The following is a 12,408-nucleotide window of genomic DNA, read 5'->3' as shown; positions in this document are numbered from 1 at the left end:
GCAAGGACGACGATGACCGACGTTCACGTGGTGTGGCTGGAAGACGTAGGGATGGGCGATGTGCCCTCCGTGGGCGGCAAGAACGCATCGCTGGGTGAGCTGACACGCTCCCTGATAAGTTCGGGCGTCCGGGTACCGGAGGGCTTTGCCACCACGGCCTCCGCCTACCGGGCGTTCGTCGCCGCCAACGGCATCGAACCGGCGATGCGTGCCTCGATCGATGCATACCGGGCGGGCCGGACAAGCCTGCGGGAAGCCGGCGAATCCATCCGGGAACTCATCCTTGAAGGGCAGTTTCCGCCGGACATCGCCGCCGACATCAGGGAACACTACAGAGCCTTGTCCCAACGGACAGGACAGGCCCGGGCCTCGGTTGCCGTGCGCAGCAGCGCCACGGCAGAGGACCTTCCGGACGCGAGTTTCGCCGGCCAGCAGGAAACCTTCCTTAACGTTGCCGGCGAGCGGGAGCTGATGGAGGCCTGCAGGCGGTGTTATGCCTCGCTGTTCACCGACCGGGCCATCAGCTACCGGGAAATCAAGGGGTTCGACCATCTGGATGTGGCCTTGTCCATCGGCGTGCAGAGGATGGTGCGTTCAGACCTTGGGGCATCCGGGGTGATGTTTTCCATCGACACAGAATCAGGATTCCCGCGCAGCGTGCTGATCAGCGCCGCGTGGGGGCTGGGCGAAACGGTGGTCCAGGGCACCATCAACCCCGATAAGTACCAGGTATTCAAGCCACTGCTGTCCGCCACACAATTTGCACCGATAATCGAGAAAACAATGGGCTCGAAAGAACGGAAGATGGTTTACAGCCGGGGCGGGCACGCGCGAACCAGGACAGTTGACACGACAGATCAGGAGCGGCGCTCCTTGGTACTCACCGAGTCCGAGATTTTGACCCTAGCGCGCTGGGCTGTGGCGGTGGAGGACCACTACGGGTGTCCTATGGACATGGAGTGGGCCAAAGACGGGTCCACCGGCGAACTCTTCATGGTCCAGGCGCGGCCGGAGACTGTCCAGGCGCGGCGCAGCGGGTCCGTTTTCCGCGTCTACCACCTTCGCGAATCGGGCCCTCCGCTTGTCTCCGGTGCGGCGATCGGTGAATCGATCGCGCACGGCTCCGCCTGTGTGGTCCGGGACGCCCGGGACATCGACAAATTCCGGGACGGCGCCATCCTGGTGACCCAAATGACCGACCCTGACTGGGTTCCCATCATGCAGCGCGCCGCCGGCATCGTTACCGACCACGGCGGCCCGACAAGCCATGCCGCGATTGTGAGCAGGGAGCTGGGCGTGCCCGCCGTGGTGGGGACAGGAAACGGCACCTCGGTCCTTGAGGAAGGAACGCCCATCACGCTTTCCTGCGCGGGCGGTGAGGACGGGGAGGTCTACGAGGGCACCCTCGCTTTCGATGTCGAAGAGGTTGACCTCGGGGCCCTGCCTGCGACCCGGACCGCCGTCATGGTCAACATCGCCAGCCCGTCAGCCGCCTTCCAGTGGTGGCGCCTGCCCGCGGCCGGCGTGGGCCTGGCACGGATGGAATTCATCATCAGCAACCTCATCCGGATCCATCCCATGGCGCTGGTCCATCCCGAACGCGTCACAGACGCCGGCGAGGCTGCACGCATCAGGGAGCTCACATACGGCTACACCGACCTGCAGGAATACTTCGTTGACGTCCTCGCCAGGGGCATCGCCAAGATCGCGGCACCCTATCACCCGCACCCCGTGATCGTCAGGCTCAGCGACTTCAAAAGCAACGAATACGCACACCTGATCGGAGGCGGCTCCTTCGAAGTTGCCGAAGAGAATCCCATGCTGGGATTCCGCGGGGCCTCGCGTTACTACGACAAGCGTTACCGGGAAGGATTCGCCCTGGAATGCCGGGCGCTGAAACGGGTACGCGAGAAACTCGGATTCTCCAATGTCATTGTCATGGTGCCGTTCTGCCGCACCCTCCACGAGGCAGACCTGGTGATCAAGGTGATGGCAGAAAACGGCCTGGTCCGTGGTGAGGAGGGACTGCAGATCTACATGATGTGCGAGGTTCCTTCGAACGTCATCCTCGCGTCGGAATTCGCCCGGCGCTTCGACGGATTCTCCATAGGGTCGAATGACCTGACACAGCTTGTCCTTGGGGTTGACCGCGATTCTGAACAGCTGGCCGGGCTTTTTGACGAGAGGGACGAAGCGGTCACGTCGATGATCGCAGAGGTTATCGGCAAGGCGCATGCAGCCGGGATCAAGATCGGTATCTGCGGCCAGGGCCCGAGCAACCACCCGGACTTGGCGGAATTCCTGGTGAAGGAGGGCATCGATTCCATTTCGCTCAACCCCGACACGTACCTCAAGACGGTTCCCGTGATCGCTGCGGCCGAAAAGTCCGAAAAGTGACTCGGCTGGGCATTCTCACGAGCGGCGGAGACTGCCCCGGGCTGAATGCGGTGATCCGCGGTGCAGTGCTGAGTGGCGTCATTTCCCACGGGTATGACTTTGTCGGTTTCCGGGACGGGTGGCGAGGGGTGCTTGACGGGGACGTGGTCCCGTTGCCGCGGCACGCCGTGCGGGGACTTTCCCGTCTTGGCGGGACCATCCTTGGTACATCGAGGACCAATCCGCTAAAGGAAGGCGGAGTGGGGGCGGTGCGCGAAAGCCTCAGCCGTCTCGGAGTGGACGGCCTGGTCGCCATCGGGGGAGAGGGCACCCTGGCGGCCGCGCAGAAACTGTCAGACCAGGGAATTAAGGTGGTGGGCGTTCCAAAGACCATCGATAATGACCTCGACGCCACCGATTTCACCTTCGGCTTCGACACCGCGGTCCAGACGGCGACAGAGGCCATCGACCGGCTGCGCACCACGGGGGAGTCGCATCACCGCTGCATGATCGCAGAAGTCATGGGCCGAAATGCCGGCTGGATCGCCCTTCATGCCGGGATGGCTTCCGGCGCCCACGCCATCCTCATTCCGGAACACACGGTTCCGTTGGGGCAGGTTGCCGGGTGGGTGCAGTCCGCACACGACCGCGGGCGGGCACCGTTGGTGGTTGTCGCAGAGGCGTTCGTCCCGGAGGGCCAGGACGCGCCGTACTCGCCCCGCGGCCTGGACACCTTCGGCAGGCCCCGGCTGGGCGGAATCGGTGTGCTCATGGAGCACGAGCTGCAGTCGCTGACCGGAATCGAAACCCGGGCGACGGTTTTGGGGCACATCCAGCGGGGTGGCGCCCCCACCGCCTTTGACAGGGTGCTCGCCACACGGCTGGGCATGGCCGCTGTCGAATCCACCGCCACCGGCCGTTGGGGGACCATGGTCTCCCTGCACGGTACCAGCATCGTGAACGTCGGATTTGACGCTGCGCTGGGCCGGCTCAAGACCGTTCCCGAGGACCGTTACCGTGAGGCAGCGGTCCTGTTCGGCTGATCCGTGGCCGGATCCTGCTGTTAGCCGCGCGTTATCTCGATCTTCCTCGCCGGGGGCTGCTGGGCGGCCGTCGGCACCGGCGTCCTGACCTCCAGCACCCCGTCCCTGTAGGAAGCAGTGATGTCCTCCTGTTGAACGCCGTCGGGCAAAGCGAGCCTCCGCACGAAAGAACCATAGCGGAACTCCGAGCGGTAACTGTCCTTTTCCTTCTGCTCGGACTGCTCCCTGCGCTCGGCCTTGATCTCAAGGGCGCCGTCAACGATGGTGACGCTGACGTCCTTGTCCGGATCGATCCCTGGCAGTTCGGCCCGGACCACAAGTGTGTTGCCTTCAACCGATTCTTCGACGCGGATCCCCGACGCCGCTGTATCACCTTCGAAAATTCTTTCAATCATCTCGACGGGGGAGCGCCGGGTGTCAAACCATTTCATCAAATCAGCCATGGCTGCCTCCTTGCTTGGATGACCGTCGGGGCATGACGTGCCCGACTCCTTAAGGGTCGGGCAAAGGGCCGGGAGGACCCAGAGGCTTTGGTCCTGACCGCCGGGAAGGTTGCGCTGATGGTGCGCTTCAATGCGAGCCGGCATTGGAGGGCTAGGATCAGTTGCATGAGCAGCTCCCCCTCAGAGTCTCACACGGAAGTCCTCGCCCCGGCTGACTGCTGGAAGTATCTCCAGTCTTCCTATATCGGGCGGCTGGCCGTGATCAACGGTGCGGTCCCCGAGATCTTTCCCTTGAACTTCATGACTGTCGGCGAAACGGTGGTCTTCCGCACGGCGCCCGGCACGAAACTTCGTGCCCTCCTCAGCGGCGCCGCCGTGGCTTTTGAGACAGACGGGCTGAATGCATACGCCACCGAAGTGTGGAGCGTTGTGGTCAAGGGAATGCCTGGGCCGTTTGACGGAGATCCGGCGGCCCTCCAGGAAGCCGGTCCTGACCGCGAACCGTGGCAGGCCGGACTCAAAGAGCACCTGGTGCAGATCGTCCCTACGGAGGTCTCCGGGCGAAGGTTTGCGGTTTCGCCGCGCACGCGCTGGTGGCCGCCGCAGGATTTTTCGGCGGACTGGCTCTAGGGCCGCGCCACTGAGTTCTGTGTCACCTTCGCAGGCCTATCGACAGGGTACCGCCGTGCGTGGACCTGGCTTAGTGCCAGGACCGCAAGGATGGCGACGGAGGCGGCGGCAAACGAGGCAATTGTGAGTTCAGGAGGTGGCCATTCGAGCATAAAGAATTCCTGCAGGATGGGGACGGTCATCAGCAGGACCAGGCCCAGGCACATGGCTGCAATGATGGCCATGCGCAGGGCGCTGACCGGGCGGCTGACAGCCGCCAGCACGCTCAGGGCAACCAGGGAAAGGGTTACCACGGAGGCGGTGCGGCTGGCTCCGGCGCTGAAGCCGCCCGCCGCCACGGAATACACTTGCACAGCCAGTACCGCCGTCGCGACGATGATTCCGGCCGGGACGGCCATGGCCAGTGACCGTTTCAAGAATCCAGGTTTGTAGCGGCGTGGATTGCTCATCAGGGCCAGAAAGAACGCGGGGATGCCGATGGTGAGACCGTCAGTGGCGGAGAGCTGCCGGGGCAGGAACGGAAAGCTCCACATCAGCGCTCCGAACACTATCGACAGGACCACCGCGTAGGTTGTTTTGCTTAGGAACAGCACCGAGACCCGCTCAATGTTGGCGATGACCTGGCGGCCTTCGGCCACGACTGCAGGAAGCCTGTCAAAGCGCCCGTCCAAAAGCACTAATCGGGGTGGCTTGTGAATTAGTCGAAAATCCGACGTTAGTGTTTTGTCCGGCATCGTTGTGGGGTTACGCCCCCGCTGAGTGGTGGAGTTTCTCGACACCGTGCAGGTCAGTAATCTGATTATGCTGCGGAAGCGCTCTCCCAACCTGCTAGAAGTCCTTGGACCCCGGAGGCGAACATTTCAGGATTCGTGACGCCCAAATTTGTCTCGATTCAAAGCGGCTCCACTCAGGTGCGCAGTACGCGACTGCACCACCGGTTGAAACTCAGTTTCTATTGACGTGATACTAAGGTTCACGATATAACTGGGTTGTGATTCCTGACACTGTCGTAGAAACTGGCCCGCCCGCGGGCGCTGGCGAAGATGCCTGCCCTATCCCCACAAAATCGGCCGGCGCGTATGCCAAAGCGCTGCTGGACACGGAGCGGCAGCGGACGGTGGGCGCTCCTGGCGCAGCACCGCTCCCCGTCCGCAGCGTTGGAGTGGTCGGGGCCGGGCTGATGGCCAGCCAACTCGCCATGGTCTTTGCCCGGCAGCTTGGCGTTCCCGTCCTGATCACGGACCTGTCCCAGGCAAAAGTGGATGGCGCACTGGCCTGGATCACCGCACACCTCGAGAAGCTGGTGAGCCGCGGTGAACTCAACGAGACAGCAGCGCGGGAGCTTGGCAGTCTCATCCGCGGAACGGTGGACAAGCGTGAGTACGCAAACTGCGACGTGGTCATCGAAGCAGTCTTCGAGGAGCTGAACGTCAAACGCGCCGTCTTCGCGGAGCTCGAGCCGTTGTTGCGAGCTGATGCGCTGCTGCTGACAAATACTTCGTCCCTGTCGGTGACGGCGATGGGGCAGGGCCTGGCCCATCCGGAACGCCTAGTGGGACTGCATTTCTTCAACCCGGTGGCTGTGCTGCCGCTCGTGGAAATCATCAGAACCGGGAACAGCGACGACGTCAGCCTCGCCACCGCCTGTTCGCTCGCCCGGCTGCTGGGCAAGACTGCGGTCCTGGTTGCGGACACGCCGGGCTTTGTAGTGAACCGCATCCTGACCCGGCTGTTCTGCGAGCTGCTGCAGCTCATTGATAACGGCACGGATATTGAACTGGCCGACCATGCCCTCGACCCGCTGGGGCTGCCCATGACTCCGTTGACCCTGCTGGGTTTCATCGGGCCCGCAGTCCAGCTGCACATCTGCGAAGCCATGCACGCCGCCTACCCAGACCGTTTTTATGTCAGCACAAGCCTGGCAGCCATTGCGGATGCCCGGCTGCGCGGTTACCTGGACAAGTCCGGCAGAGTGCTTCCCGAAGCGGCCGCATTGCTGCCTGCTGCCGACGTCGGCAGCGACGCCGGAAGTTACGCCGACGCCGACGTCATCAAGAGACGGATCTTGGACGCCCTGGCAGAGGAAGTGGGCCTGATGCTGACCGAAAAGGTGGTGCCCGGGCCGGCTGACATCGACCTGTGCATGCTCCTCGGCGCCAATTATCCGCGCCACTTGGGGGGCCTCACGCCAATGCTTGACCAGAGCGGCGCCTCCCGGCGCGTCTGGGGAAAAGATTTCCATCCCGACGCCGGATTCGCCCACTAGCTTGACGCGTTACCGCCCCGAACAACGCCGGTATGCTCCACGCCGTTCCTTCAACCACTCCCCCAAAGGATGCAATGAACATGCCCGACTACGACGTCGCTGAACCACTGGACACGGACTACTACGCCGTCTTCGCGAACATTCCCGCACCCGACCGCGAAGCGTGGCAGCGAGCCAGGACCTTCACCGGGGAGGCTCTGCCGCAGATGAACGACTACTGGGAACGTGCCGAGTTCCCAGCCCACCTGGCCAAGCGCATGGGCGATCTGAACCTGCTGGCCGATGGGATTGAGGTAGCAGGCCTGGAGCCGATGTCGCCCCTGGCCGCTGGCCTGGTCAACATGGAGGTCTCCCGCGGGGACGGTTCACTGGGGACCGTGATCGCCGTGCAGGGCGGGCTGGCGTTGCGTTCCATTGCCCTTTTTGGCTCCGAAGCCCAGTGCCAGGCCTGGCTGGGTCCGCTGGCCCGCGGCGAAAAGCTTGGCGCCTTCGCCCTGACGGAACCGGACCACGGCTCGGATTCGGTGGCATTGGAAACCACCGCCACGCTCGATGGGGAGGACTACGTCCTCAATGGCGAGAAGAAGTGGATCGGCAACGGCTCGGTCGGAGATATCACGGTGGTCTGGGCGCGCGATGACGCCGGCGACGTCCGAGGTTTCCTGGTGGAACAGGACCGGGAGGGGTACGAGGCCGAGACCATCACCGGAAAGGCCTCGCTGCGCGCGATCCACCAGGCCCGGATCACGCTCAACAACGTCCGCATTCCCAAGGCGAATCTGCTCCCCGGAACGCGCACTTTCAAGGACGCTTCCGAGGTCCTGGTGGCCACGCGCCTGGGTGTGGCATGGTCCGCCCTTGGCCATGCCACCGCCGTTTACGAAGCCGCGCTGAACTACGCCAAGCAACGGACACAGTTCGGCAAGCCACTGGCCAAGTTCCAGCTGGTCCAGGACCGGCTGGCCTACATGCTCTCCGAGTTGACCAGCATGCAGCTGCATTGCTTCCACGTGGCGGCCCTTGATACGGCCGGCCAGATGCGCCCCACCCAGGCCTCGATGGCGAAATACCACAACACCCGCAAAGCCCGCGAGCTGGCCTCCATTGCCCGTGACATGCTCGGCGGCAATGGCATCCTGCTGGAAAACCACGTGATCCGGCACCTGCTGGACATCGAATCCATCCACACCTATGAAGGCACGCAAAGCATTCAGACCCTATTGATCGGCCGCGATGTCACCGGACAAAGCGCCTTCGCCTAAGGATTCGCCATGACCACAATTGAGCTCCCCAATGAAACTCCGCTGAGCCCCCTGCGGTTCCTGCAACGCTCCGCCGAGGTATTCGGGCACAAGACGGCGATCCTCCACGGTGTGCGCTCCTACACCTACCGGGACTTCGCTGCCGAAGCCCAGCGGCTTGCCAAAGTGATCAAGAGCAGGATCCAGCCCGGGGACCGGGTCGCGTTCCTGTGCCCCAACGTGCCGGAACTGCTGATTGCCCACTATGCCGTCCCCCTCGCCGGGGGCGTCCTGGTGGCACTGAACTCGCGGATGACCGCCAGGGAGCTCCAGTACATCCTGGAGCATTCCGAAGCCAAGCTGCTGTTTGCCGATTCCGAACTTCTGGGCACCGTGGCCGGACTCGACCTGAAGCTGACGCAACTGCTGGAGATCGTCGAGGTGCCGGACAGCACCATCAGCTCTCCGGAGGTCCCGGCGGGCGTGTCCGCAACGCAGTATGCCGATTTCCTCGCCGCACCGGGATGCGGGGACCCGGATCTTCCATGGGGTGTCCGGGACGAACGCGCCCCGATCACGCTGAACTACACCTCCGGCACCACCGGCAAGCCCAAGGGCGTGCTGTATTCGCATCGCGGGGCGTACCTGAACTCGCTCGGGGAAACCTTCCACAATCAGTTCACCGGCGCCACGCGCTACCTCTGGACGCTGCCGATGTTCCACTGCAACGGCTGGTGCACCACGTGGGCCGTGACGGCGGTGGCTGGCGTCCACATCTGCCTGCGGGCCGTGCGCGCGGACGCCGTGTGGGACGCCATCGACACTCTCGGCGTCACCAACCTCTGCGGCGCCCCCACGGTGTGCAGCATCATTGCCGAAGCACCCCAGGCCCACGGGCTGAAGGTTCCGCTGCGGATCACGACGGCGGGAGCCCCGCCGTCGCCCTCGATCATCACCGCCCTGGACTCCCTTGGAATCAGCGTGGTCCACGTCTATGGGCTGACCGAGGTCTACGGGCCCTACACCATCTGCGAGTACCAAACCGAGTGGGATGACCTCTCCGCCCAGGACAGAGCCGTGAAGATCTCCCGGCAGGGCGTGGGGATGCTGCAGGCCGAGACTGCGCGCATCGTGGACCCGGACATGCGTGACGTCCCGGCCGACGGCGCAACCCTGGGCGAGATCGTGCTGCGCGGCAACAACGTGATGCTCGGCTACTTCAAGGATCCTGAGGCCACTGCCGAGGCCTTCCGCGGCGGCTGGTTCCACACCGGGGACCTCGGCGTTATGCATCCGGACGGTTACATCCAGCTCAAGGACCGGGCCAAGGACATCATCATCTCCGGCGGCGAAAACATCTCCACCATTGAGGTGGAGCAGGCCATCATCAGCCACCCGGCGGTCCTGGACGTCGCCGTGATCGGCGTCCCGCACGAAAAATGGGGCGAACGGCCGGTTGCCTTTGTCATCCGCAGCAAGACCAGCTCCGTCACGGCCGAGGAGATCCGCTCCCACGTCAAGGGCCTCATCGCCGGATTCAAGGTTCCGGACAGGATCCTGTTCCCCGAGGAACTCCCCCACAACTCCACCGGCAAGGTATTGAAGGCGCGGCTGCGCGCCCTCGGCAGCAGCAAGGAAATCTCCAAATGAGCGCCCAGGACATCGTCATTGTGGGCGCCGCCCGCACACCCCAAGGGAAACTGATGGGGCAGCTGTCCTCGATGAGCGCCGTGCAGCTCGGCGCCGCCGCCATCGCCGCGGCCCTGGAACGCTCCGGGATTGAGCCGGACGCCGTCGATGCCGTCATCGTCGGCCAGGTCCTCACCGCCGGGGCGGGCCAGAACCCGGCGCGCCAAAGCGCCGCCGCTGCAGGCATCCCCCTCAGGACCACCGCCGTCACCGTCAACAACGTCTGCCTCTCCGGCCTGAGCGCTATCATCCAGGGCACCAGGCTGCTCAAACTCGGCGAGGCGGACGTGGTCATCGCCGGCGGCCAGGAATCCATGAGCCAGGCACCGCACCTGCTCACCGGCTCGCGCGCCGGCTACCTCTACGGCGGCATCACGGCGCTGGACTCGGCCAGCCACGACGGACTCACGGATGCCTTCGAAGACGAGCTCATGGGCGTTGCCACAGACCGCGCCAATGCGGAGCTCCAGGTCTCCCGCGAGGCACAGGACCGCATCGCGGCATCGTCCCACCAGCGGGCAGCCGCGGCCCAGGACGGGGAGAGATTCAGCGCCGAGATCGCCCCGGTGTCGGTACCGCAAAAGCGCAAGGCACCCACGCTGGTGCGCGTTGACGAGGGCGTCCGCCCGCAGACCACCCACGAGTTGCTGGCCGGGCTGAAGCCTGCCTTCACAGCGGCGGGGACCGTCACAGCCGGCAACGCCTCGCCGCTGAGCGACGGCGCCGCCGCCGTGGTGCTGGTGACCCGCGCCTACGCCGATGCCCACGGGCTCGAGGTGATGGCCGTCGTCGGGCCCTCCGGGCAGATCGCCGGGCCGGACACAACGCTCCCGGACAAGCCGGCGCAGGCAATGGCCGCGGCCCTTGACCGCGCCGGCTGGACGGCTGGGGAGCTTGACTTCGTGGAGATCAACGAGGCCTTCGCTTCAGTGGTGGCGCACTCCGCAGCGGCCCTGGGCCTCAGCCTGGACAAGGTCAACGTCAACGGCGGGGCCATCGCCATTGGACATCCGATCGGCGCCTCCGGAGCGCGGCTGGTGGTCTCGGCTGTCCATGAACTGATGCGGCGCGGCAGCGGCAAATCCGCCGTCGCGCTGTGTGGCGGCGGCGGACAGGGCGACGCGCTGCTACTGTACCGGGATGGCATCCGTGGCTGATTTCCGCTCCAAGGTGGCCGAAGCCGCCCTGGAGCTGTTCACCGACACCGGCTACGATCCCACCAGCGTTGACGATATCGCCCAGGCGGCCGGGATCTCGCGCAGTACCTTTTTCCGCCAGTTCCGTGCCAAGGAAGACGTGATCTTCGCCGACCACGAAGCCCTGCTCGAGGAGCTGACCGCTTACCTGTCCGTGAGCCACCCGGATCCTTGGGCTGCCGTCTGCCAGGCCGCGGAACTGGTCTTTGCGAAGTTTTCCGAACGCCGGAAACTGGCCCAGAAGCGCTACCATGTGGTGCAGGCGGTGCCCGCGCTCCGGGACCGGGAAACCATCATGGTCTCCCGCTATGAACGGCTATTCTCCGACTACCTCCGCCGTGCCCTGCCAGGCATATCAACGCTGGACGCCATCCGGTTCGCCGCCGCAGTCACATCAACCCATAACTATGTGCTGCGCGAAATGATGCTGGATTCCCCCGCAGGCTCGCTCCAGAATCTGGAACAGGAACTCCTGGCGGTGCGCCGCATCTTCGGGGTACTGCCACCGGAGGACCCGGCGTCCATGCCGGCCGGGGATGACCTGGTCGTGGCCGTTTTTTCCCGCTGGACACCCACCGCAGAGATCGCGCGCCGCATCCAAAGCGAACTCGATGGACACTCCGCCTAACGGAAACCCGCGCCGCGTGGACGATGTGTACCGTCCCAGTGACCGCGACCTGCTGAAGCGGGCCATCCGGGAGACCGCTGCCCGGACCGGCAACGGTGTGTTCTTCGCCGGCCTCGTGAACCGCACCGATCTCACCATTACAGAGTTCTTCGGCACCATGACACACGGCCTGAAGAACCTCAGCGTGCAGCCCGGCGAGGGAATCGGGGGCAGGGCTCTCGCCCAGGCACGCCCCATCGGGGTGGCCGATTACTTGGACTCCGACCGCATCACGCATCATCATGACGAAGCCGTGCGCATCGAGGGTCTGCGGGCGATGGTCGCGGTCCCGATCCTGGTGGGCGGCCAGACCCGGTGCATCCTCTATGTGGCGACGCGCGAGCGCACGTCCATCGGCGAGTGGGTGGTCAACGAACTCAGCGCGGACGGCTCGAAGATCTCGCGGGAGCTGGCGTTTCGCGACGAGGTGGACCATCGGGTCTCGATTCTCCGGGTGGCCGACAGCGTGGCCGCGGAGCCACCGGACCGTGACCTCGTCGAGGCCGTCCGGCTTGCGCATGCCGAACTGCTCTCCGTGGCACGCATCACGGATGATCCCGAACTCGCCCGGCGCATCCTCGCCGTGACGGCACAGCTCGAGGGATCCGGCGCCGCGCCGGCCGGTTCGCCGCGCTTCACGCGGCGGGAGACGGATGTGCTCGCCCAGGTGGCGCTCGGCTGTTCCTATGCCGAAACCGGAAAACGGCTGTCGCTCAAGGCGGTCACGGTGAAGAGCTACATGCAGTCGATCATGGCGAAACTGAATGTGCACAGCCGTATGGAGGCCGTCGTGGTCGCGCGCAGGCTCCGCCTCCTGCCCTGACCGCCGCGGCGCAAAAAGCACCTCCATCGGGAGG

General features: G+C 64.7%; 11 protein-coding genes. 9 read left to right on the top strand and 2 right to left on the bottom strand.

Annotated elements, in window-relative coordinates; genetic code table 11:
* Window positions 1-12: 12 nt before the first annotated feature.
* Together ppsA and NG701_RS16390 are read left to right on the top strand one after the other, a co-directional pair.
* The gene (gene ppsA / locus NG701_RS16395) at window positions 13-2,397 is read left to right on the top strand and encodes a phosphoenolpyruvate synthase (protein WP_252568839.1); all 2,385 of its coding nucleotides are present in this window, start codon (window positions 13-15) and stop codon (window positions 2,395-2,397) included.
* Window positions 2,394-3,419 carry a 6-phosphofructokinase gene (locus tag NG701_RS16390; protein WP_252568838.1) on the top strand — a complete coding sequence of 342 codons (1,026 nt, stop codon included), beginning with the start codon at window positions 2,394-2,396 and terminating at the stop codon, window positions 3,417-3,419. The genes ppsA and NG701_RS16390 overlap by 4 nt, the downstream gene beginning before the upstream one ends.
* Window positions 3,420-3,439: 20 nt before the next feature.
* Here the strand turns inward: NG701_RS16390 and NG701_RS16385 are convergent, their stop codons facing one another.
* A complete protein-coding gene (locus NG701_RS16385; protein ID WP_252568837.1) occupies window positions 3,440-3,862 on the bottom strand; it encodes an Hsp20/alpha crystallin family protein in 423 nt (140 codons plus the stop codon).
* 165 nt (window positions 3,863-4,027) lie between these two features.
* On the opposite strand from NG701_RS16385, the gene NG701_RS16380 reads away from it, so the two are divergent.
* Window positions 4,028-4,492, top strand: coding sequence for a pyridoxamine 5'-phosphate oxidase family protein (locus NG701_RS16380; RefSeq protein WP_252568836.1), 465 nt, complete (start codon window positions 4,028-4,030; stop codon window positions 4,490-4,492).
* Here NG701_RS16380 and NG701_RS16375 read toward each other — a convergent pair.
* Complete coding sequence (locus NG701_RS16375) at window positions 4,489-5,130, bottom strand: cation-translocating P-type ATPase (RefSeq protein WP_252568835.1); 642 nt, start codon at window positions 5,128-5,130, stop codon at window positions 4,489-4,491. The genes NG701_RS16380 and NG701_RS16375 overlap by 4 nt on opposite strands.
* Window positions 5,131-5,483: 353 nt before the next feature.
* Between NG701_RS16375 and NG701_RS16370 the strand changes: the two genes are divergently transcribed.
* From NG701_RS16370 to NG701_RS16345, 6 genes are all read left to right on the top strand, one after another.
* On the top strand, window positions 5,484-6,758 hold the full coding sequence (locus NG701_RS16370; RefSeq protein WP_252568834.1) for a 3-hydroxyacyl-CoA dehydrogenase family protein: 1,275 nt from the start codon (window positions 5,484-5,486) through the stop codon (window positions 6,756-6,758).
* Between the two features lie 74 nt (window positions 6,759-6,832).
* Window positions 6,833-8,020, top strand: a complete 1,188-nt coding sequence (locus NG701_RS16365) for an acyl-CoA dehydrogenase family protein (protein ID WP_252568833.1) — start codon at window positions 6,833-6,835, stop codon at window positions 8,018-8,020.
* A gap of 9 nt (window positions 8,021-8,029) precedes the next feature.
* Window positions 8,030-9,649: an AMP-binding protein gene (locus NG701_RS16360; protein WP_252568832.1), complete on the top strand. Its 1,620-nt coding sequence runs from the start codon at window positions 8,030-8,032 to the stop codon at window positions 9,647-9,649.
* Window positions 9,646-10,845: an acetyl-CoA C-acyltransferase gene (locus NG701_RS16355; protein ID WP_252568831.1), complete on the top strand. Its 1,200-nt coding sequence runs from the start codon at window positions 9,646-9,648 to the stop codon at window positions 10,843-10,845. The genes NG701_RS16360 and NG701_RS16355 overlap by 4 nt, the downstream gene beginning before the upstream one ends.
* The gene (locus NG701_RS16350; protein ID WP_252568830.1) at window positions 10,829-11,512 is read left to right on the top strand and encodes a TetR/AcrR family transcriptional regulator; all 684 of its coding nucleotides are present in this window, start codon (window positions 10,829-10,831) and stop codon (window positions 11,510-11,512) included. The genes NG701_RS16355 and NG701_RS16350 overlap by 17 nt, the downstream gene beginning before the upstream one ends.
* Complete coding sequence (locus tag NG701_RS16345; protein ID WP_252568829.1) at window positions 11,496-12,374, top strand: helix-turn-helix transcriptional regulator; 879 nt, start codon at window positions 11,496-11,498, stop codon at window positions 12,372-12,374. Before NG701_RS16350 ends, NG701_RS16345 begins: the two co-directional genes overlap by 17 nt.
* Window positions 12,375-12,408 lie beyond the last annotated feature (34 nt).

It is taken from the genome of Pseudarthrobacter cellobiosi, assembly GCF_023913815.1.
Lineage (GTDB): Bacteria > Actinomycetota > Actinomycetes > Actinomycetales > Micrococcaceae > Arthrobacter > Arthrobacter cellobiosi.
This window is presented reverse-complemented; position numbering and strand designations above follow the sequence as displayed.

What these genes read in the sequence shown, in the direction of transcription:
- ppsA (WP_252568839.1), top strand. Translation starts at nt 13, where the DNA reads ATGACCGACGTTCACGTGGTGTGGCTGGAAGACGTAGGGATGGGCGAT.
- NG701_RS16385 (WP_252568837.1), bottom strand. Translation starts at nt 3,862, where the DNA reads ATGGCTGATTTGATGAAATGGTTTGACACCCGGCGCTCCCCCGTCGAG.
- NG701_RS16380 (WP_252568836.1), top strand. Translation starts at nt 4,028, where the DNA reads ATGAGCAGCTCCCCCTCAGAGTCTCACACGGAAGTCCTCGCCCCGGCT.
- NG701_RS16365 (WP_252568833.1), top strand. Translation starts at nt 6,833, where the DNA reads ATGAACATGCCCGACTACGACGTCGCTGAACCACTGGACACGGACTAC.
- NG701_RS16360 (WP_252568832.1), top strand. Translation starts at nt 8,030, where the DNA reads ATGACCACAATTGAGCTCCCCAATGAAACTCCGCTGAGCCCCCTGCGG.
- NG701_RS16355 (WP_252568831.1), top strand. Translation starts at nt 9,646, where the DNA reads ATGAGCGCCCAGGACATCGTCATTGTGGGCGCCGCCCGCACACCCCAA.
- NG701_RS16350 (WP_252568830.1), top strand. Translation starts at nt 10,829, where the DNA reads ATGGCATCCGTGGCTGATTTCCGCTCCAAGGTGGCCGAAGCCGCCCTG.
- NG701_RS16345 (WP_252568829.1), top strand. Translation starts at nt 11,496, where the DNA reads ATGGACACTCCGCCTAACGGAAACCCGCGCCGCGTGGACGATGTGTAC.